The following is a 20,676-nucleotide window of genomic DNA, read 5'->3' on the forward strand; positions in this document are numbered from 1 at the left end:
GATCGACCTCCGGTCAGGGCGTGGCGGCAATGGGTTTGTAGGGTGCCACCAGATAGAAACGCTGGTCGGGCAGCTCGACGGTGACGATATGCGCGCCGCTCAAGCCCTGGCGGCGACCCGGACCGAAGCTGATCCTCGGGGTCAGCCCGGTCTCGAAGTCATGCAGGCCCTCAAGGGCGGTGACGAGCTTCTCGCGGCTGGCGTCGTGTCCGGCCTGCTTCATGCCCTCGCTGAACAGCAGCATCGAACTGAACGCGCCGACTTGCAGCACCGCGTGCTGACCGCCGAGCCCATGGTGTTGGCGCATCCGGGTCAAGGCCAGACGCCCGGCCAATGTCCAGTCACTGGGCACGAAGGGATAGGCCAGAAACACCCGCCGGGAAAAACCACTGGGCACCTGGAGCAGATCGCCAGCCACCTGGTTCGCCGCGGCGAACAGGTAAGGCACCTGCCCCGCGGTCTGCAAGCGTGCGGCGAGGCGACTGAAACCGCCGCCGCTGCCCAGGTAGAACACCGAGCGCGAGCCCAGCGGCAACTCGTCACGTGCCGGGTCGTAGGCTTGCAGACTGACCTTTTGCCAGGCGCGTTCCTGCAGGTACTGGCCGAGGTTCTGCGCTGCCAGCCGTTGGCCGGGCTCGTCCGGGTAGGTGATCAGCGTCGGTCCCTGGAGCACCCGCAAACTGTTGGTGGCGTAATCGGCCAGGGCGATCAGTTGTTCACGCAAACCCGGCAGCGGTTCGAAAATCTGCCGGCTGGCCTGGGTCGTCCCCAGCAGCGACAGCGGTCCGATCAGGGGAATACCGGCCCGATCCAGGCGCGCAGCCAAATCCGAATCCAGTGCCGGTACCAGCGGTGCGATCAGCGCGAACACCTGCTCCTGCTCGATCAAGCGCTCCAGTGCCTGCTCGGCACTGGCGCGGTCCGGGCCCGGATCGACAATCGTCAGGTACAACTGCCGACCATGAATCCCGCCCGCTTCGTTGATGCGCGCAATGCTGCCCTTGAGCACCGAGGCGATGGTGGCGCCCTCCTCGCTCAAGGGTCCCTGGCTTGGCAACAAGCTGCCCAGGTACAGCGTGTCGGCGGTCAGGCCCGGGTCGCGGTCGTCGGCCAGACGCTTGAGGTAGGCCGTGAGGTTGCGCTGATCATTCATCGACAGCACGAACCGCGGCATCGCCGGGTCGAGCCGATTGTTGCCGGGATCGCGCCCTTCCTGAATCGCCCGCGCCAACAGGCCTTCGGTATATGCCGGATAGTCACGGCCGTTGATTTGCTGTTGGCCATAGCGGCTGGTGAGTCGCGACCAGCTCAGGTCCGGTGGTCGCACCCCGCCTTCCGGTCGCCCCTGGCCGTCGGTGCCATGGCAGTTGGCGCACGGCAGGCTACTGGCCGGCAGCAGCATATTCGCCGCGCCGACCCGGGCCATGATCGGCTCACCGCTGCCCGACACCCCCTCGCGATACAACCGTTTGCCGGCGCTTTCGCTAGGGCTCAGGGGCTGCCCATGGGCGGCGAGGCTGATGCCGCCGAGCAGTAGCAGGCCGAGGATGAGTGAGGTCTTCATGGCGCGGGCTCAACGACCGGCCACGGGCATTGTCAGCAACTGCAAGCGCTGGGCAATGGCGGCGGCCGGGGCATCGGGACGGATCTTGCTCCAGCGCTTGTTGGCCACGTCACCGACGATCAACTGGGTGGAATGCTGCTCGGGGCTCGGCAGAATCTGGCCGATGCGGCTCAGTACCAGGTCGATCTGCGCCTTGTCACCGGTGAGAAAAAGCCAGTGGGGCTCATCGACGCCCTGCTTCAAGGTGTAAGCCTTGAGTACCGCCGGGGTGTCCCGCAGCGGATCACTGGTAAGGGAGATAAAGGTAATGCCATCGGCCTTGTCACCCAGCACCTCGCGAACCTCCTTGAGTTTGCGGGTGATCAGCGGGCAGGCATCGTTGCAGCTGGTGAAAATCACGTTGAGCAGTACCACACGGTTCTGCAAGGCGTCGCTGTAGAAGCGCAGGGTGTTGCCGTTCTGGTCCTGCAGCGGCGTGTCGGTGAACCAGGTTTGCGCATCGCGGGTGCCGCCCGCCGGTTGCGCCGCGGCCACCGCAGGCGCGGCGCTCTCGTGCCCTTCGTGGGAGAACGCCCTGTCGCTGCTCGCGCAAATGCCCATCATCAGGATAATCAAGGCGAGCGCTTTCATGGGTGATGCTCCATGGCAATGGCAGTGTGCTTGGTACGTCCGTTGCGCTGGCCGCTGAGTTTTTCCACTTCACGGCTCAACACGGCCGGGTCGGTGAAGCCGTAATAACGGGTCCAGTTGCGGCTATTGCCGTCCCCCACCAGGATCAATGGCTGATGGCTTTTGAAGTCACCACTGAAGCTGCCGAGGCCCTTGAGGGTTTCGTTGACCGACTGCGGGCTGCCGGTGAGCCAGCTCCAGCCCGGACCGTTCTGGAAGGTACGGGCATAGTCATTGAGGCGTTTGGCGTCATCTCGCTGCGGGTCAATGCTGATGGAGACCAGCTGCACCTCGGTGCCGACCCGGGCGCCGAGCTGTTTCTGCACCTTGCCCATGATCGAGGAGACCACCGGGCAGACCGTGGTGCAGCTGGTGTAGATGAAGCTCATGACCACGATCTTGTTGGTCACCAGGTCCTTTTCCAGACGCACAGCCTTACCGTCCTGGTCCTCCAGGGCGACATCGGCGAACTTGACCTGGGCGTTTTCCGAACTGGCGCTCTGGGCCGGCATGTCATGGCCGGCGTGCTCGTCCGCCGAGTGGGCCTGGGCCTGAACGATACCGGCGGCCAACAGGCAGAACGTCAACAGTCCACGGTGTGCGAATCGGTTCATGTCAGTTTCCTCTTAGTGGGTATCGCCGGGCAGGACCCGAACGCTGGCAAACGTCTTGTCGTCGAAACTCGCGCCGAGGGACGCGGCGCGCACGTGCAGGTACCAGGCGCCGTTCTGGTCGAGGGTCACCGGGGCTTCATACACGCCGTCACCCACCTCCAGGGCAGCGACTTCCCGAGCGCGGGACGTCGGGGCGCGGAAGTAGCGCACCTGAACGTCCTTCACCCCACTGCGCTGGGCCTTCTGTTTGCCCTGGACGATGCGAAAGCGCACGACGTAAGGGCTGCCGACAGCCGCAGTGGCTTTGTCGAGCATGAACTCCACCTTCGGCATGCCCGGGTGCTGGTCGAGGGTTTTGTCCGGCTCGACCAACGCCGTGAAGCAATGGATGATGTTCGGCTGGTTGAGCAGGAAGGCCACGTCAAACAGCCCGGCGTCCGGCAGCTTGATCCGGGCGCTGTACAGCCCCGGCTCCACTTCGCGCAGGCTGCGGTCGATGACCAGTGCCGCACGGGCCACTTGGCCGCGATTGGGATAACCGGACATCGGCGCGTTCATGCCTTCAGCATAGAAGTAAGTTGTGTTGTCCACCGGATTGACCACAAACACCGCGTTGTCGTCCCGCGACACCGCCAGGCTCGACGCCAGCGGCAAGTCACCGGCCAGGCGCGGCGCCTGCGGTCCCGCTTCGAAACCCTGGCTGATCGGCTTGCGGCCTTCACCCAGGGACGACAGGTTGATCATCGTCACCTTGGCCGAGGCCAGTCCGCGTACGTAGGCGTAGGCCTTGGTGAACACCACCTGATAGGGTTCGGCGGACACGTCCAGTTCATGGATCAATGAATCGGTGCCCGCGTCTACGACATAGGCCTGGTTTTCCAGGGTGTTGAGCACGATGCCGAATCGCCCGTCGGCACTGAAGCCCATCGGACCGAGTCCCTGCTTCAGCTTGATCACCCGGCGCACCACCAGGCGGGTGTCATCGACCACGGTCACCGTGCCGTCCTGGCCGTCGCTGACATACACCGCCTGGGACAGCGACGAGTAAGCAACCGATAACGGGTGCGAACCGGTCTTCAATTGTTTACTGATGGTCAGGGTGGCGATGTCGATGATGCTCAGGGTGCCGTCGTCGCGGTTGGTGACGAAGGCATGCCGGCTGTCCTTGCTGAAAGCGATTTCGTGATGCCCGGCACCGGTGGCCAGATGCTTAAGGGTCTTGAGGCTTTGGGTGTCGATCACCGTGACCCCGGATTCCTCGGCGGTCCTGGCGTTGTTGCCGACCCACAGCAGGCGTTCGTCCGGCTGCAACGCCAACCGCACCGGGTTGCTGCCGGCGGTTACCGAGTCGATCAACTTGAATTGCTCGCTGTCGATCACCGCCACCTCCCCGGCAGTGGGCATCGATACGAATACGCGTTTATTGTCCCGGGGCGTCACCCAGTCCATCGGCGGCTGCTTGATATCGATTCGGGCCATGGTGCTGGTGATCCCGCCCACCGACACCGAAGGGTCGACCACCGAGACGCTGGCATCGCGGTTCATCACCAGCAGGAAGTAGCTGTTCAGGTCGAGCAGCGGCCGTGCGCCGATGCTCGACTTCAGGAACACCCCGACCCGGGATTTGCAGCTTTGCTCGCGACCCTGGGCCTGGTCGGCGGCGACGGCTTGCGGATCCACCCAGGCACCGGGGGCGACGCCCGACAGTGGCTGACCCGAAGCGCTGTCAGTGACCCGAAAGCGCACGTCGGCGAACTCGCCCTCGCGCAGCACGCCGTTTCCGGCCAGCGGCGTCAGCTCAAACGCCACCGTCACCCCGTCACGCACCAGGGTGTTTTTGCTCCAGGTCTTCGGCACCGCCGCCTCGCTGAGCATCACCGGTTGCCACGCTCGCCATACGCCCAGCCAGATCAGCGTCAATCCTGCAAGCAGCGCCCAAACGGCGACTATGATGGTCCTATTCATATCGTTCTCCCCTTACAGATCTGTGCCTGACTGCCCGCCCCCCGCCCCCTGTAGGAGCGAGCGGGCGGCGATCCGACTTGCCCGCGAAGGCGTCATTCGTCACCCCGCCGAAACCGAGGTGGCCCCTTCGCTGTAGGAGCGAGGCTTGCCCGCGAAGGCGTCATTCGCTGCCCCGCCTAAACCGAGGTGAACCCTTCGCGGGCAAGCCTCGCTCCTACAGGGGTGGCGTCATTCGCCACCCCGCCAAACCGAGGTGAACCCTTCGCGGGCAAGCCTCGCTCCTACAGGGGTGGCGTCATTCGCCACCCCGCCAAACCGAGGTGATCCCATCGCGGGTCAGCCGTGCCCCTACGGTGCCGGCGCCGGTTCAGGTTCGTTGGTCACCCGCAGCAATCCCCAAAGCCCGGCGGTGTTGCCGTAGGCGGCGTAGTCACGGAACAGGTAGTCGCCCGGTATCGCATTGCTGCCCCCGGCGCTCGGGTGCATGAAGCTGAAGTGCGCCGCCGGCAGGATGCTTTCGTGGGCGCCGATGTACATCGACATCGGGTTGAAGCCGAACCGCACCGAACCCACTCCTGGTGTACTCATCGGATAACCGCCGGTATCGCTCTTCTCCGACTGGAACGGGTTGACCGACCAGACGTGACCGTCAAGCTGGAAGGTCGTACCGCGGCTGCCACCGGTGGGCATCATGATGTGGGTGCGGAACGGTTGCCCCGGCTTCACATACAGCACCGGCGTTTGCGGATCGCCGCCCACCAACGCGTTGCTGTAGGCCATGTGCGCATTGGGCACGTCACCGTAACCATGGCCGCCGGCTCGACCGAACGGCGCATCCGGTGCCAGCCCGAAGCGGAACCACAGCGGCTCGGCCTTGTAGTTGATGGCCATGCTTGAGTTGTCCTGCGGATCGGTCGGCACACCCAGGCCTTCGGCGGCAATGCCTTCGACCGGCCGGCCATTGGCCCAGCGGATGTTCAGGGCTTTCTGCCAGACCATCGCAAAGTCGCGGTAGGTGGTTTGCCCCGGTGCGGTGACCGTGGCCGTCACTTTGCGCGCATCGTCAACCCAGGTCGCGCCGATCGGCAGAATGCTCATCGCCCCGCCCAGGCCTTTCTGCGGCTGTTTGATGACGTCCGCCGGGGTGAAATTCAACCCGCCGAACTCCACCGCCGTGGCGTTGATGTTGTCGACATTGCGGCCCAGTTGCGTGATCGGCTTGCCTTCACGCTCAAGGTGCCCGGCGTAGTACTGATAGGCACGCGTCGGGTACGCGCCGACGTTACCGACCCGTGGTGGCACGGTCTGGATCGGATTGGCGCCGACGTTGGTGCCGTCGGACTTGGTGATGTCGTATGCCAGCAGTTGCGCGTGCAGGCCAACGTGGCTGGATGGCCGCATCAGGTTGTTGCTGAAGGTGGTAGCGCCCAGGCCGCTATTGCGATCGCGTTTGACCATGCCTTGCATCACCGCTGTCTGGGTCAGGTCCGGCATAACCATGGGCAGACGGTTTTCCAGGGTGATGTTGATGCAATCACCGGCCGCCGCGCGCAGCACCAGGGGTTCGACAGGCACTCCGGGCTTGAGCTTGCCGGTGATCGGATCGAGATCGCCCTTGCGCACATACAGGATCGCCGTCGGGTCATGCAGCGGCCCGCTTTGCCCGCCGATGGTGAAGGTCTCACCGTCTTCGGGGTCGGTCACGGTGACCTGTGGAATGCTCACGGTCCGCGAGTTGAACACCAGGGTGCCGCCCGCCGGATTCAACGGCCCGCCGACATGTTGCCCGAGCCCGGCCGGATCGCCGATGGTCAGGTTCAGCGGGTTGCGCAGAATGTCGTTGGCCAGCGCCGCGACCACTTCATAGTTGCGTTGCACGGTTGGCCGGGTCCCAATGCCATTCGGGTTGGCGCCATACCGTGGACAGATGCCATCGAACGCCACCGTGTTGCGCATACCGGCCGGTTTCGGGTTGTTCGGCAGCGCGAACAGATCGCTGCGCTGGGCCGTGTAGTTGCGCATCACGCCCCAGATCCCGCTCCAGTAACCTTCCAGGGAGGCGTCCATCGAGTACAGGTAATCCCCGGTGGTCGCGGCCGAGCTGGACATCATCGCCACCGGCGCATTGAAGCCCATCTGCTCGGAGATCCCGATCATCTGTGACGAGCGCCAGCCGGAGTTGGAGCTGTTGCCGAACCCGGAACCGCTTTGCAGCCATTTCACGCCGTGCAGGGTCACGTTGTGCTCTTCTTCGTGACCGCCGGCATGCACCCGCAGCCGCACGTTGTCACCGGTGTAGGTGCGCAACATCGGGGTGAACGGGTCACCCGGCTCTGCGCCGCCACGGTTGATATGCGGCGGGAACAGCGTGGTGCCGCCGGTGGGGCCGGTGGCCGCGGTCACCAGGTTCGGCGCCAGGTTCATTGCCGGGATCGCACGGTCGGTACGGCTTTGCATGGCATAGGCCAGGTCGCCGCCGAGGCCGTCGGCCTGCATGCCGCGCTTGCCGTCCGGGCCGACCTTGTACGGGTCATACACCCGCAGGGCCAGCGGTTCGTTGCGGTAATTGACCACGAACATGCCCGGGTCATCGACCGAGATCGCCTGTGGGCATGGCCGGCTTGGGCAGCCCGGAACCTGCCCGCCTTGAACTTCGACAACCCCTTCCAACAGGGTGCTGGCGTTATTGCGCACCGGCGGGTTGATCGCATAGCGGAAACTGTCGGCGGTGGCCGGGAAGGCTTGCGGATTGGGCACGCCATTGGGGCCGGCACCGACATACACACCGGCTTCATAGGCGTGCTGGAAGTCGCTGTACTCGAGGAAGAACTCACGGAAGCTGTCGTTCTTGCCGTCGCCGTCCAGGTCACCGGTGGACACCACCGCTTGCCACGAAGTCGGTCCGCCGTCCTGCCGCGCGCCGCTGTACAGCGGTTCGCCGGTTTCGGCATGGAACCAGGTGGAACCGGCAGGTTCAGCCAGCACGGTGGCGTACAGACCAATCTGTTGGTGCGTCGACGGGCCGAGGTGGTCGTGGGTGAAAATGGTCCCCAGCCCACGGTCGATGCCTTTGGTGTTCACTACCGGATCGACAAACCAGCGTTGCATCGCCGTGCGTGCCCCAACCCAGTCGGCCCGGCCGTATTGACCGAAGAACGGGTGAGCCTTGGCTTTCGGACAGGCCGGTGTGCCGTCGCGCGGGTCGGTGCCTTGACACTGGTTGAACTGGCGAATGGCGTGGATGCGTTCTTGCACCGCACCTGGGGAAAGTACGCCGTCTTCGTAGTTCCAGCCGTTGGCTGAACCATCGGCGGCGGTCAGGTCCCATTTCGGCAGGTGAATGTGCTGGCCGATCACATCGGTTGGCGTACGCACCTGATAATCGTCCATCTCATAGGTAGCCGGTACCAGGTTGGTTTGCTGGTACTGCACGCAGTCGAAGGTATTCATACGCATCACCAGCGGCTCTGGTGGACGCTGCTTGGTGATCACCGGCCAGGCGTCTTGCCACAGCGCGAGGATGCGCGCTTGCGGGAAGTGGTAGCCGACCTTGTTGTACACCGCGTCAAACTGGATGTTCGCCGCTTTATAGACCCGTGGGCGGTCGGCGGTGAAGGTCGAGGAACCGGTGTAGGACATGCCGTCAACCCGTTCACCGCTATTGAACTCGCCGGTGCCGGCGCTGCTGGTCAGGCGTTTTTGCCGGTCATCCATGCACGGTTCGTAATACGGTGCGCCTGCAATCGGCAAGGCACCGTTGGTGCGGAAGTTGCGTGCCACGACCTGCTTGCCCGGCAGCACGGCGAAACTCGGGTGGTCTTTTTTGGCGTGGAACGCCATGGCCGCCTGTTCGACTTCGGTGCCCTCTTCTGGCATATAGATCGGTTTGGCGCGGGTCACTTCCTTGGAGAAATCCAGGGAGGTGGTAATGGTGTGCGCCTGGCCACCGGAGGAAAAACCGTCCAGGGAATGGCGCCCCAGGCCACCGTCCCAACCACCGGACTGAGCCGGGTCGAGGTTGGCCCACAAGGCATTACCGCTGGTTTTCAAGGACTGAGCCTTGGCCGCATCCAGCATGTCCAGCGGTGGGGTCGGTGGGCGTTGCCCGACCGAGCTTTCCATGCCGCCGATCCAGAATGGATAACCCGGGTTTTTCAGGCTGCCGTCGGCATTGCGGTTGGCTTCACTGCGATCGACCAGGGCCAGGGAACCGATGGCCTGGGCGCCGCCGCTGCCCCCGTGGTGTTCGCCGTCATCCTCCTCGTCGTCATCATCGCCACCGGCCACCAGGGTTTCGCCGATTTTCGGCACCACCGCGACCTTGCCCGGCATCGGTGCCATGGCTTTGCCTGGCAGCGGCACTACCGCTGGAATCGGTGTACCGGCAACGATCTCGCCATCGGGCAAGGCCCGTGCGCCAGCGGCCGGTTTACCGCTGCGCAGGGCGTAAGGTTCACTGTGATAACCGTCTTGCCCCTGTTGCGAGACTTCCAGGCGGGTGCCTTCTTCGAAGACGTCATGCACCCGCCACATGCTCCACATGCCCTGGGCAAAATGCGGGTAGAAGTGGCAGTGATAGATAGCATCGCCGGCAACGCGGTTGCGGTTGCCCGAACCACCGTTGGCGATTTCATAGGTGTAGCCGGCGCCCGGGCCGATGCCCTGTGCGTCCATATAATCGGAGTTGTCGTCGTTAGGGTTGAATAACCACTGGTGCCCGTGCAGGTGGAAAATATGCTGCTCGTGGCCGTTGTGGGTGTTGCGGAATTTGACGAAGTCACCGATGTAGCTGTGGTTGACGTTGGACGGTTCGGACGGGTACAGCGCCATGGTCGCCTTGACCCCGATCTGATCGGCGTTCGGCACCTGGCCCGGAAGAATGCCTTCCAGGCCGGCGTTGGCCGGTACGTCCACCAGCATCGCCACGTCGCCGACGGTGTGGGAGCTGAGGAAGAACTCTTCGTAAGCGCAGGACAGGCAGTCGTGCATCGGCCCGACGCCCAAACGGTTGGCCACCACCTCGGCCCCCATGCCGCCGGAGCCGTAGTTGATCATGAACGAGTCGCGGGTCGGCTCCAGCACGTGGGCCATCACCGGGTCTGCCCAATACGCGGGGAACGCCTGGGTCGCGGCGGTTTCATCCTGGAACTGCGAAGCAAAATCGCGGAACGGCTCCAGTCGATTGGGGATCGCCGGGTTGCGTTTGCCGATGGCTTCCAGCGGGTAGGTCGAAGGCGGGAAGCTGCCATCGGCGTTGCTGCCCATCACGATCGCGTCGCTCTCGCTGGAAATGATTTCGTTGCCCTCGACCATATTGATGATCGGCGTGCCGGCCTTGCCTTCACGGATCCAGGGCTCGCGCTGCGGGTAACGCGCCTGGTAGTCGACGATCGGCTGACCGGCCGGGGTGCGGCCGGCGCTGGCCATGCGCATCTCTTCTTCGGTCAGGGTATTGCGATAAGTGCGGCCGCCCTTGGGCACCACCACCACCTGGCCGAACAGGCCGTTGGCAACGTTGCCCGCATCCCCTTCACCACCAAAGGTCGCGCCGCGGCTGCTGGCGGCGAACGCCCCTTCGCGCTCGGCGTACAGGGTATAGGAACGGCTGGCACCTGGTGGAATCAAGGTATTGGCGTTGCGCCCGGTGTAGGACGCGATGTCGTTAATGCTGTTGACGGCCTGCATGCCGTTGACCTGGAAGCCGACGTGACGGTCCTTGACCTGCTCGTCGACCTTGAAGTTGTCTTCGTTACCGATTTCAACTTCCTCTTCCTCACCCTCTTCTTCCTCGCCGTCCTCATGCGAACCAGGGTTGGCCTGGTAAGCCAGCAGGTTCTGCAGGTTGATGGTCAGGCAGTCTCCCGCCGCGACGCGCAGCACCAGCGGCCGCGGACGCTTGTCGGGTCGCAGCGAAACCTTGCCCGGCACCGCCGCCCCGCCCTGGGCCAGGGACCGGTCATGGTCGTCGACCACATCGCGGCGCAGGGCGAACATCATGCCGTTGACGTTTTGCGCGCCGAGGCGGTTGAACATCAATGGCTGATCCAGTGCCACGACGTTGGCCACCAGATTGCGTTCGCAGCGCAGTGCCGCTTCGGCCACCCCGATGCCATGCATCGACGCCACCAACAGCAGCAATTTGAATAAGGACTGAGCGTGGGGTATGCCGGTCATGATCACGGGCCTCGCTGGGGGTGCTCGCAGGGAAAAATGCTTGACAAGTCCCTTTTAGCAATCCGCATGCCATAATTATTATTGTTGTTTATCAGTTAGTTACAGACAGAAATTGATAAGCCGGGGGGATATTCCCCACCCATTCCCCACTTTCCGGGCCAGAACTTTTCTGCCCCACTGTTGGGGGAACCTGCCCCACAGTCGCCAATCACAACGGCGCATCCACGGCCAGCCCCTGCAAACGTCGGTACTGGCGCAACACGTTCGGCACATAACGCCGGGTTTCGGCGAACGGCGGGATCACCCCGCCACGGCTGAGCACCGCTTGCGGCCCGGCGTTATAGGCCGCCACGGCGAGGCTGATGTCATTATCAAAAAGGGTCATCAGGCGCTTGAGATAACGGGCGCCGCCCTGGATGTTGGCCTTGGGGTCGTAGACGTCGGTCACGCCCATTTCCCGGGCGGTGTCGGGCATCAGTTGCATCAGCCCGCCGGCGCCCTTGGGTGAGGTCGCGCCGGCGTTGTAGCTGGACTCGGTCTGGATCACGGCATGCAACAGCGCCGCCGGTAGCTGATTGGCCGTGGCCGCCGCCGAGACCAGCTCGGCGTAGGGTTGCCGGGCAATCATCTGCGGTTGCCGGTCGATGCTGACCTGGGCGGATTCAGGCTCATGAATCACCCGTTCATAGGTGCGACCGGGACGGTGGACATTGGACAAAACGTAGCTGCCGTTGGCGTCCACGGACACGAACACATCGGCCTGTACGACGGCGGTCTGCATCAGCAGCCCGAGCAGTCCCATGGTGAGTGCTTTCATTGTTCTGCCTCCCCTGACCGGCCCCGAAAAATGGGGGTAATGCCCCAATGGCCGGTCGTACACCTGCCCTACGCAAGCACTGTGCCGAAAGCGCGAAGGCCCGTGGTTCGGGGGTTGCAGCCGGATGTCCGGGCATGAGCATGGCAATTGCATAAGCCTGCATGGCGACCCTTCCGCCGACTGTATGAGGTCATCATGAATCAACGTCTGTGTTGTACCCCGCGTACGCAAAGCGGGTTCACCCTGCTCGAACTGTTGGTGGTGCTGGTGGTGCTCGGGCTGTTGGCCGGCATCGTCGCGCCGAAGTATTTCGCTCAGCTGGGGCGTTCCGAAGTGAAGGTGGCCAAGGCGCAAATCGAGGGCCTGGGCAAGGCCCTGGATCTGTACCGGCTGGAGGTCGGCCATTACCCCTCGACCGAACAGGGTTTGCAGGCGCTGGTCACCGCGCCGAGCGACGAGACCCGCTGGACCGGTCCTTATTTGCAGAAAAAACTGCCGCAGGATCCGTGGGGCCGAAACTACACCTACCGCCACCCCGGCGAGAACGGCGAGTACGACCTGCTGTCCATGGGCAAGGACGGCCAACCCGGCGGCGAAGGCGAAAACGCCGAAGTCACCAGCTGGCAATGACGAGGGACGAACATGCGCTTTCACCTCAAGGCCGTGGGCAAGGCTGGCGTGGTCTCGATGACAGTCGAGGCCCCCGGCCACAGCGAAGCCCGGCGCATCGTCGAAGACCAGGGCTTGCGGGTGGTGAGCCTGCACGTCGAACGGCATTGGCGGGCATTGCGCCTGCACCAGCGCGAGACGTTCAACCTGGTGCTGTTCAGCCAGGAACTGACCACCTTGCTCAATGCCGGCCTGCCGTTGATCGATGCGCTGGAAAGCCTGGCGGAAAAAGAGCATGCGCCCCAGGCCCGCAAGACCTTGAGCGAACTGGTGCGCCTGTTGTATGAAGGCAAGTCGTTCTCCCAGGCCCTCGGGCAATTGTCCGCGGTGTTCCCGCCGCTGTATGTCGCGCTGGTACAGTCGAGCGAGAAAACCGGCGCGGTGGGCGATGCCCTCGGCCGCTATGTCAGCTATCGCCAGCGCATGGACGAGGTTCGACAGAAGATCGTCAGCGCGTCGATCTACCCCCTGCTGTTGCTGGTGGTGGGAAGTGGCGTGGTGTTGTTTCTGATGGGCTACGTGGTACCGCGTTTCAGCCTGGTGTTCGAAGGCCTGGGCTCGAACCTGCCGTGGCTGTCGCAGATCCTGATGAGCGGCGGGATGTTCCTGCACGCCCACCAGGGTGAGTTCTTCGGCGCCTTGGCGGCCATCGTCGTCGCCCTCGCCTTCCTCCAGCGCCAACCGGCCTTTCGCCGGGGCCTGGACCGGGTCATCGAAAAACTCCCGGCGGTGCATCAACGCATCTTCATGTACGAACTGGCGCGCTTCTACCGCTCCCTGGGCATCCTGCTGCAAGGCGGCATCCCCCTCGTCACCGCCATGGGCATGGTCCGCGGCCTGCTCACCGTCGCCTCGCGCGCGCGCCTGGACCAGGCCTGCGAGCGGGTGCGCGAGGGGCAATCACTGTCGGCCGCGCTGGAGCTCAATCACCTGGTGACGCCGGTATCCCTGCGCCTGCTGCGCGCCGGCGAACAGTCCGGCAACCTCGGGCAGATGATGGAGCGCAGCGCCGACTTCTACGACGAAGAAATCAGCCGCTGGATCGAATGGTTCGTGCGGCTGTTCGAACCCCTGCTCATGACCTTTATCGGCCTGCTGATCGGGGTCATCGTGATCCTGATGTACATCCCGATTTTTGAATTGGCCTCGAGTATTCACTGAGGCACCGGGCTGTACGTTATTTTTTCAGCCACTGACGCCGCAATCACTGGATTGCGGTCGGGCTCAGGCGGACCCGGGAGGTGCTGGAGCCGTGTCGCAAAATCTACGTGAGCTTCGAGCAGAAAAAATAACTATGCACCGCATCCGGTGCCGTAACTTGAAGGAGAATCCCGTCGTCCAACCGGACAAACTTACTCACGCACAAGGAATTGCGAACATGACTACTGACATACTCGGTCCGATCCGCCACTTGATCGGAAACCGCTACGTACCTGGCGTTAAAGCCTATATCAGCGAATTGACCGGATTTACCATCGTCACCGGGCCCGATGAAATAACGACTTCGGAGGTGAATCCGAAACGACTGAAAATCCGTTGCGATAGCACTGGCTACATCTCGTCGTTTCACATCGGTTGATGCACCGCACGTCGACAGGCTTATTGAAGTAAAAAGCCAGACAGCTGAAAACTGATTCAGAGACAAATGCAACAAGAAAGGTCCGTCTCTCGCGATACGGGCCTTTTTGTAATGGGCAGATGGAAGCGGGCGAGCACATCGGCAGATTGTGTTGCGGGACTCCTGACGCTCAGCGATAACCCCTGGCCTGCAAGTTGAACAACTGCGCATAGCGCCCGCCCGCGGCCACCAGACTGTCGTGGTCCCCCCGCTCCAGGATCGAACCCTGATCCAGCACGATGATGTGATCGGCATTGCGCACGCTGGAAAAGCGGTGGGAAATCAGCAGCGTCATGCGGCCTTCGGTGTGCTCGCTGAAATGCTCGAACACCGCCGCTTCCGCCGCCGGGTCGAGCGCCGAGGTCGGCTCATCGAGAATCAGGATGTCGGCCTCGCGTCGCATGTAGGCGCGGGACAAGGCGATCTTCTGCCATTGCCCGCCGGACAGTTCCTGCCCACCGGCGAACCAGCGTCCCAGTTGTGTGGCATATCCTCGATCCAGGCGTTCGATAAAGGGCGCAGCCATGCCCTCGGCGGCAGCGGCCTGCCAACGCTGTTCATCGTTGAAGGCCAGGGTGTCGCCGACCCCGATGTTCTCGCCGACCGAGAACTGGTAGCGGATGTAGTCCTGAAAAATCACGCCGATGCGCCGACGCAGCGCGTCTTCTTCCCACGCCTGCAGATCGCTGCCGTCCAGCAGTATGCGGCCCTGGTCGGGACGGTACAGACGGGCCAGCAATTTGATCAGCGTGGTCTTGCCCGAACCGTTCTCCCCCACCAGCGCCACACTGTGGCCGGGCACCAGGTGCAGATCGATGCCTTCCAGCGCCGCGCGGCTGGCTCCCGGATAACGGAAACCGACGTTCTCGAAACGCAAACCATCGCCGGGCACCGCGCCCACCGTCAGGCTGCCGGTGTCGACCACCACCGGTTCGGCCAGGTATTCATAGAGACTCGACAGATACAGGCCATCCTCGTAAAGACCACTGATGGCGCTAAGGCTGCTGCTCACCGCCGTCTGCCCCTGCTTGAACAACACCAGGTACATGGTCATCTGGCCGAGACTGATGCTGCCGTGGACGGTATCGACCACCACCCAGGCATACGCCAGATAAAACGCAGCGGTGCCCAGCAGCCCCAACCCGAAACCCCAGCCATCACGACGCAGTGTCAACCGCCGGTCTTCGGCATAGAGACGGGCGAACGTGTCGCGATAACGCTGCAACAGCAGCGGCGCAAACCCGAACAGCTTGACCTCCTTGATATAGCCTTCGTGGGACAGCAGCGTCTCGATGTAATTTCGCTGGCGACTCTCCGGCGCGCGGCGGGTGAACAGGCGGAAGGCATCCCCGGAAAAATGCGCTTCGGCAAAGAACACCGGTAACGCGCCGACCACCAGCAGCACCAGTGCCCAGGGCGAAAAATGCACCAGCAATACACCGAAGCTGATCAATACGATCAGGTTCTGGATCAGCCCCAACGACTTCATCACCAGCGCCAACGGCCGGGTCGAGGCCTCGCGCCGCACCCGCACCAGCTTGTCGTAGAACTCGGAATTCTCGAACTGCACCAGCGACAATGTCTGGGCCTTCTCCAGAATCATGGTGTTGACCTTCTGCCCCAGCTGCACCCGCAACAGCGACTGCTGCACCGACAGCGCCCGCTGGGTCCCGGACAGCAACGCCAGCACGCCGGCTTCGAACAACACATAACGCACCACCGGCCACAACGGCGCGCTGCCCTGCTGCGCGTGCAATTGCATGGCGCTGACCACCGCATCGACGATGCGCTGACCCAGCCAGGCGGCAAGGGCCGGGAGTACACCGGCGATCAGGGTGGCCAGCACCAGCCCCAGGAACAAACCGCGAGAGGTGCCCCAGACCAGCAGCAAGGCGCGTCTGGCCTGGTCGAGTAGCGAGGTAACACGGGAAAGGGCCGCAGGCATAGGGCGATGGACTCGGCAAAGGCAGGTCGCTGAACACGACAATGCCGTCATGGTACTTCAGCCGGACAATTGCGCAGGCGGGAAACAACTAAACGTGCGGGTCACGTCGATGGGCTCCATTTTCGTAAGCACAGCGTCCTTGTTGCAAACAGCGTTGAACAGAGACTAGGAGCTGCGACTGTACAACCCGACACCACCGAAAACATCGGGGTCGCGCTTAATCAGTCGTGTCTGTCAGAGGCTTCTGACAACTCACCCTGAAACCGCGCTCGATACCGCCCCGGACTCTCCCCCGTCCATTTCTTGAATGCCCGATGGAACGCACTCGGCTCCTGAAACCCCAACCGCTCGGCAATATCGCCGATGCTCGCCTTGCTCTGACGCAATTGCTCGAATGCCACCCCACGCCGCACTTCGTCCTTGATCTCCTGATACGAACAGCCTTCACGCTCCAGTTTGCGGCGGAAGGTGCTGGAACTCAGGTGCTGTTCCAGGGCGAAGGCCTGCAAGGTCGGCCATTCGCTGTAAAGACTGTGGCGCAGGCGCTGATGCACCTGCGACGCCAGGCCGTGCTGGTTGCGGAAGCGAATCACCAGCCATTGCGGTGCGGTGCGCAGGAACACTTTCAACGAGGCCAGGTCCTGAATCACCGGCAAACGCAGGTAGTGGCTGGCAAATTCGATCTCGGTGCGTTCGGCGCCGAAGGTCAGGTTGGGGCCCCAGAGCAAACGGTCATCGCTAAGGGAAACGCGCTGATGGCGGAAGTCCGCACGATCTATGGGGATGCGTCGACCGCCCAGCCAGCACAGCAGACTGATCATCAACACCAGGAACGTCTCTTCGCCCAAACGTGCGAGGTCATCGTTTTGCGCGCGGGTTTCCAGGCTGATGACCGCCCGCTTGCCGCGTACGGTCAGGGTGCCGCGAAAGTCCTTGAGGAACAGGGCGAAGTTGGTCAGGCACTGGCGCATGGCTTTGTGCAGGTCGGGCTCCTGAATCAGCGCCCGGCAGATCAGGGCGAAGCTGCCCGGTGGCATGCCATGGGAGTCGAGACCGAAGAATTCGTCGTCGAGTTCGCGGATCTGGATCAGCCACAGCGCGGCAAATGCACTGGCCGGCACCCGTGCCGTGGGTTGTTCCATCGACACCGGGTCGATGCCCGCCTGTTCCAGCACACCCCCCAGGCGCTGCGTATCGTCCCCCAGCCCATGGATCATGGCCTGCACGAAGTAGGCGGCCACCGAGTCTTTTTCCCGCATTTGAACGCTTTACTCCCCATCACCCGAATGGCAAAAAACACCAGTGCCGTTGAACAGTTTCGGCATAGGACAACCGCCCTGCCGGCTCTAGACTCGTGGCCAATAGTACGCCTTCGGCCGTTGCGGCGGCCAAGGTATCGCAAGGTTTGAGCCCAAGGACACAGAACATGAATCTGCAAGACATTGGCGTGATCGGCGCCGGCACCATGGGCAACGGCATCGCGCAAGTCTGCGCCCTGGCCGGCTTCAAGGTGACCTTGATCGACATTTCCGACAGCGCCCTGCAAAAGGCCATTGCGACGGTCGGCAAAAACCTGGATCGGCAAATCGCCAAGGATACGCTGACCCAGGCGCAAAAACTCGAGACCCTCGACAGGATCAGCACCAGCACCGATTACAGCAGCCTGCAGAACGTGCAACTGGTGATCGAAGCCGCGACCGAAAACCTCGAGCTGAAACTGCGGGTGCTGCAACAGATCGCCGCGCAGGTCAGCCCCCACTGCGTGATCGCCTCCAACACCTCGTCGCTGTCCATTACCCAACTCGCCGCCAGCGTCAGCCAACCCGAACGATTCATCGGCCTGCACTTCTTCAACCCGGTGCCGGTAATGGGCCTGATCGAAGTGATCCGTGGTCTGCAAACCAGCGACGCGACCCACGCCCTGGCGCTGGACATGGCCACCACCCTGGGCAAGACCGCGATCACCGCCGGCAACCGTCCGGGCTTCGTGGTCAACCGGATCCTGGTGCCGATGATCAACGAAGCGATCCTGGTGTTGCAGGAAGGCCTGGCCAGCGCCGAAGACATCGACGCCGGCATGCGCCTGGGTTGCAACCAGCCCATCGGCCCGCTGGCCCTGGCGGACCTGATCGGCCTGGACACCGTGCTGGCGATTCTCGAGGCCTTCTACGATGGCTTCAACGACAGCAAATACCGCCCCGCGCCACTGCTCAAGGAAATGGTCGCCGCCGGCTACCTGGGACGCAAGACGGGGCGCGGCTTCCATGCCTATGCCTGAGCGTTGTTCACGTTTCGCCGAGTACCGGGACAAAGTCCTGGAGCTGTTCGCCAGCAAGGGTTTCGGCCAGGTCGGCATGCGTGAGCTCGCGACCTGCCTGGGGCTCTCCCCGGGTTCGTTGTATCACCATTACCCCAGCAAGCAGCACTTGCTGCTGGATCTGATCGAAGAGTTCTACGAAGAGCTGTTGGCCGCCCTGGGGCGCATCGCCCAACAAGCTCCGGCCAAACGCGACAAATTGCAGGCGCTGATCCGCGCGCATGTGAACCTGCATCAGGAGATGCCCTGGCATTTTCGCCTGGTGGAGCGCGACAGCGGCTGCCTGAACGAAGAGCAACAGCAACGGGTGCGACAACTGCGCGAGCAGTACGAAGGCAAATTGCTGTCGATAGTCGGCGCCCGGTCGCGGTTCAGTGAACAGGGCCGGCTGGCCGCCGGGCATGCGATCGCTGCCTTGCTCAACAGCGCGCCCAGCTGGCTGGCGCAGCATGCGCTGGATGAACCGGAGCGCGATGAATTGCTGGAAAGCCTGGTGCGCGGCGCCATCGAGCGTGTGCTGGCTCCACGACGCGCGCCCGAGGCAATAAGCCTGGCCTCGTCCATAGAAAAAACATCTAAAAAACCCCAACCGCCCGCTGCGTTTTAGGGCTTTGCTACCCGAGTCGACGTCCATCGGAATTCCCTGGCCAGGCAAACGGTCAACCGATGTGTCCCCTCAATGACCGGGAGCTGAACCATGAAAATCAATCCCTACCTGATCTTCAATGGCGACTGCAAAGCCGCCTTCACCTTCTATGCCCAAGCCCTGCAAGGCCAGATCGAAATGATGATGACCTTCGGTGAAAGTCCGGCGCGCGAGCACTTTGCGGCGGATTTGCACAACCTGATCATCCACACCCGCCTGTCGGTGGGCGATCAGGCGATCATGGGCTCGGACACCACACCGGATCGCCCCGCGGATGAAATGGCCGGTTGCTCGGTATCGCTGAATGTCGACAGCATTGCCGAGGCCGAGCGCGTGTTCAGCGCGCTGGCCGAAGACGGCAAGGTGCAAATGCCCCTGGAAGCCACGTTCTGGGCCGCGCGCTTCGGCATGCTGGTCGACCGGTTTGGGGTGTCGTGGATGGTGAACTGCGAAAAGGATCAGTGACCACAGGGCCCAACCAAGGTTGGGCCCTTTCCCGCGACCGGACAAAGAAGCTCCTCCCGGTAAATTACCGGGCGAAGCTTCATGCTCGACATAGCTTTTTTGTAGTTTATGAAGCGTTCATGGTTTTGTGGGTGTCGATCAGATGCTGCACCACACCCGGATCGGCCAAGGTGGAAATATCACCCAACCCATCGTATTCGGCAGCCGCAATCTTGCGCAGAATCCGCCGCATGATCTTGCCCGAACGGGTTTTCGGCAGGCCCGGCGCCCAATGGATCACATCCGGTGAAGCAATCGGGCCGATCTCCTTGCGCACCCAGTTCTTGAGCTCGGTACGCAGTTTTTCGTCCGCCTCTTCGCCGCTATTGATAGTGACGTAGACATAAATGCCCTGCCCCTTGATGTCATGCGGCACACCGACCACCGCAGCCTCGGCGACTTTCGGGTGAGCGACCATCGCGCTTTCGATCTCGGCCGTCCCCATGCGGTGCCCGGACACGTTGAGCACGTCATCCACACGCCCGGTGATCCAGTAGTAACCGTCTGCATCACGCCGCGCACCGTCACCGGTGAAGTACATGCCACGGAACGTCTTGAAGTAAGTGTCGACGAAGCGGTCATGGTCGCGATACAGCGTGCGCGCCTGGCCCGGCCACGAATCGAGAATCACCAGGTTGCCCTCGGCCACGCCTTCGATGATGTTGCCCAGGTTGTCCACCAACGCCGGCACCACGCCGAAGAACGGCCGCGCCGCAGAACCCGGCTTGAGGCCGTGAGCGCCCGGCAACGGGCTCATCAGGGTCGCGCCGGTTTCGGTCTGCCACCAGGTGTCGACGATCGGGCAACGGGACTGACCGACGTTCTTGTAGTACCAATCCCAGGCTTCCGGGTTGATCGGCTCACCGACCGAACCCAGCAGACGCAAGCTGCTGCCATCGGCGCCTTCAACAGCGGCGGTGCCCGAGGCCATCATCGCGCGAATCGCGGTCGGCGCGGTGTAGAGGATATTGACCTGGTGCTTGTCGACGATCTTCGCCACCCGGGTGATGTCCGGATAGTTCGGCACGCCTTCGAACAGCAGCGTGGTCGCGCCGTTGGCCAGCGGGCCGTAGACGATGTAGGTGTGGCCGGTGATCCAGCCGACGTCGGCGGTGCACCAGTAGACTTCGCCCGGACGGTAGTCGAACACGCGCTCATGGGTCATGGCCGCATA

15 protein-coding genes are annotated in these 20,676 nt (G+C 63.0%); 6 read left to right on the forward strand and 9 right to left on the reverse strand.

Features of this window, described 5'->3' with window-relative positions:
• Positions 1–13 precede the first annotated feature (13 nt).
• From F8N80_RS16985 to F8N80_RS17010, 6 genes are all read right to left on the reverse strand, one after another.
• Entirely contained in the window at positions 14–1,564 is a 1,551-nt protein-coding gene (locus F8N80_RS16985) for a cytochrome c/ABC transporter substrate-binding protein (protein ID WP_150746042.1), read from the reverse strand.
• 9 nt (positions 1,565–1,573) lie between these two features.
• Positions 1,574–2,194 carry an SCO family protein gene (locus tag F8N80_RS16990; protein ID WP_150746041.1) on the reverse strand — a complete coding sequence of 207 codons (621 nt, stop codon included), beginning with the start codon at positions 2,192–2,194 and terminating at the stop codon, positions 1,574–1,576.
• The gene (locus F8N80_RS16995; RefSeq protein WP_150746040.1) at positions 2,191–2,847 is read right to left on the reverse strand and encodes an SCO family protein; all 657 of its coding nucleotides are present in this window, start codon (positions 2,845–2,847) and stop codon (positions 2,191–2,193) included. The genes F8N80_RS16990 and F8N80_RS16995 overlap by 4 nt, the downstream gene beginning before the upstream one ends.
• A 12-nt stretch (positions 2,848–2,859) precedes the next feature.
• Positions 2,860–4,812 (reverse strand): YncE family protein, encoded by a 1,953-nt coding sequence (locus tag F8N80_RS17000; protein ID WP_150746039.1) that lies wholly within the window; start codon positions 4,810–4,812, stop codon positions 2,860–2,862.
• 348 nt (positions 4,813–5,160) lie between these two features.
• Positions 5,161–10,986: a manganese-oxidizing multicopper oxidase MnxG gene (gene mnxG / locus F8N80_RS17005; RefSeq protein WP_150746038.1), complete on the reverse strand. Its 5,826-nt coding sequence runs from the start codon at positions 10,984–10,986 to the stop codon at positions 5,161–5,163.
• A 208-nt stretch (positions 10,987–11,194) separates the two neighbouring features.
• A complete protein-coding gene (locus tag F8N80_RS17010) occupies positions 11,195–11,803 on the reverse strand; it encodes a lytic transglycosylase domain-containing protein (RefSeq protein WP_150746037.1) in 609 nt (202 codons plus the stop codon).
• A 195-nt stretch (positions 11,804–11,998) separates the two neighbouring features.
• Between F8N80_RS17010 and gspG the strand changes: the two genes are divergently transcribed.
• The 3 genes from gspG to F8N80_RS17025 all read left to right on the forward strand — a co-directional run bounded on the left by gspG (position 11,999) and on the right by F8N80_RS17025 (position 14,051).
• The gene (gspG, locus tag F8N80_RS17015; protein ID WP_150746036.1) at positions 11,999–12,433 is read left to right on the forward strand and encodes a type II secretion system major pseudopilin GspG; all 435 of its coding nucleotides are present in this window, start codon (positions 11,999–12,001) and stop codon (positions 12,431–12,433) included.
• Between the two features lie 12 nt (positions 12,434–12,445).
• Positions 12,446–13,633: a type II secretion system F family protein gene (locus F8N80_RS17020; RefSeq protein WP_150746035.1), complete on the forward strand. Its 1,188-nt coding sequence runs from the start codon at positions 12,446–12,448 to the stop codon at positions 13,631–13,633.
• Between the two features lie 217 nt (positions 13,634–13,850).
• Positions 13,851–14,051, forward strand: coding sequence for a hypothetical protein (locus tag F8N80_RS17025; protein ID WP_150746034.1), 201 nt, complete (start codon positions 13,851–13,853; stop codon positions 14,049–14,051).
• A 169-nt stretch (positions 14,052–14,220) separates the two neighbouring features.
• Here F8N80_RS17025 and F8N80_RS17030 read toward each other — a convergent pair whose 3' ends face one another.
• Together F8N80_RS17030 and F8N80_RS17035 are read right to left on the reverse strand one after the other, a co-directional pair.
• The gene (locus tag F8N80_RS17030) at positions 14,221–16,035 is read right to left on the reverse strand and encodes an ABC transporter ATP-binding protein (RefSeq protein ID WP_150784300.1); all 1,815 of its coding nucleotides are present in this window, start codon (positions 16,033–16,035) and stop codon (positions 14,221–14,223) included.
• 221 nt (positions 16,036–16,256) lie between these two features.
• Positions 16,257–17,294, reverse strand: coding sequence for an AraC family transcriptional regulator (locus F8N80_RS17035; protein ID WP_150746032.1), 1,038 nt, complete (start codon positions 17,292–17,294; stop codon positions 16,257–16,259).
• A 167-nt stretch (positions 17,295–17,461) separates the two neighbouring features.
• Between F8N80_RS17035 and F8N80_RS17040 the strand changes: the two genes are divergently transcribed.
• From F8N80_RS17040 to F8N80_RS17050, 3 genes are all read left to right on the forward strand, one after another.
• Positions 17,462–18,313: a 3-hydroxybutyryl-CoA dehydrogenase gene (locus F8N80_RS17040; protein ID WP_150746031.1), complete on the forward strand. Its 852-nt coding sequence runs from the start codon at positions 17,462–17,464 to the stop codon at positions 18,311–18,313.
• The gene (locus F8N80_RS17045) at positions 18,300–18,959 is read left to right on the forward strand and encodes a TetR/AcrR family transcriptional regulator (RefSeq protein ID WP_150746030.1); all 660 of its coding nucleotides are present in this window, start codon (positions 18,300–18,302) and stop codon (positions 18,957–18,959) included. The genes F8N80_RS17040 and F8N80_RS17045 overlap by 14 nt, the downstream gene beginning before the upstream one ends.
• Positions 18,960–19,049: 90 nt before the next feature.
• Positions 19,050–19,463, forward strand: coding sequence for a VOC family protein (locus F8N80_RS17050; protein WP_150746029.1), 414 nt, complete (start codon positions 19,050–19,052; stop codon positions 19,461–19,463).
• Between the two features lie 106 nt (positions 19,464–19,569).
• Here F8N80_RS17050 and F8N80_RS17055 read toward each other — a convergent pair.
• The coding region (locus tag F8N80_RS17055; RefSeq protein ID WP_150784301.1) for an AMP-binding protein at positions 19,570–20,676 on the reverse strand (1,107 nt) is incomplete at its 5' end.

Origin of the sequence: Pseudomonas fluorescens (genome assembly GCF_902497995.1) — a bacterium.
Lineage (GTDB): Bacteria > Pseudomonadota > Gammaproteobacteria > Pseudomonadales > Pseudomonadaceae > Aquipseudomonas > Aquipseudomonas fluorescens_BK.

Bases quoted from the DNA above. Each gene is read 5' to 3' on its own strand.
- F8N80_RS16985 (WP_150746042.1), bottom strand. From the start codon at position 1,564: ATGAAGACCTCACTCATCCTCGGCCTGCTACTGCTCGGCGGCATCAGC.
- F8N80_RS16990 (WP_150746041.1), bottom strand. From the start codon at position 2,194: ATGAAAGCGCTCGCCTTGATTATCCTGATGATGGGCATTTGCGCGAGC.
- F8N80_RS16995 (WP_150746040.1), bottom strand. From the start codon at position 2,847: ATGAACCGATTCGCACACCGTGGACTGTTGACGTTCTGCCTGTTGGCC.
- F8N80_RS17000 (WP_150746039.1), bottom strand. From the start codon at position 4,812: ATGAATAGGACCATCATAGTCGCCGTTTGGGCGCTGCTTGCAGGATTG.
- mnxG (WP_150746038.1), bottom strand. From the start codon at position 10,986: ATGACCGGCATACCCCACGCTCAGTCCTTATTCAAATTGCTGCTGTTG.
- F8N80_RS17010 (WP_150746037.1), bottom strand. From the start codon at position 11,803: ATGAAAGCACTCACCATGGGACTGCTCGGGCTGCTGATGCAGACCGCC.
- gspG (WP_150746036.1), top strand. From the start codon at position 11,999: ATGAATCAACGTCTGTGTTGTACCCCGCGTACGCAAAGCGGGTTCACC.
- F8N80_RS17020 (WP_150746035.1), top strand. From the start codon at position 12,446: ATGCGCTTTCACCTCAAGGCCGTGGGCAAGGCTGGCGTGGTCTCGATG.
- F8N80_RS17025 (WP_150746034.1), top strand. From the start codon at position 13,851: ATGACTACTGACATACTCGGTCCGATCCGCCACTTGATCGGAAACCGC.
- F8N80_RS17030 (WP_150784300.1), bottom strand. From the start codon at position 16,035: ATGCCTGCGGCCCTTTCCCGTGTTACCTCGCTACTCGACCAGGCCAGA.
- F8N80_RS17035 (WP_150746032.1), bottom strand. From the start codon at position 17,294: ATGCGGGAAAAAGACTCGGTGGCCGCCTACTTCGTGCAGGCCATGATC.
- F8N80_RS17040 (WP_150746031.1), top strand. From the start codon at position 17,462: ATGAATCTGCAAGACATTGGCGTGATCGGCGCCGGCACCATGGGCAAC.
- F8N80_RS17045 (WP_150746030.1), top strand. From the start codon at position 18,300: ATGCCTATGCCTGAGCGTTGTTCACGTTTCGCCGAGTACCGGGACAAA.
- F8N80_RS17050 (WP_150746029.1), top strand. From the start codon at position 19,050: ATGAAAATCAATCCCTACCTGATCTTCAATGGCGACTGCAAAGCCGCC.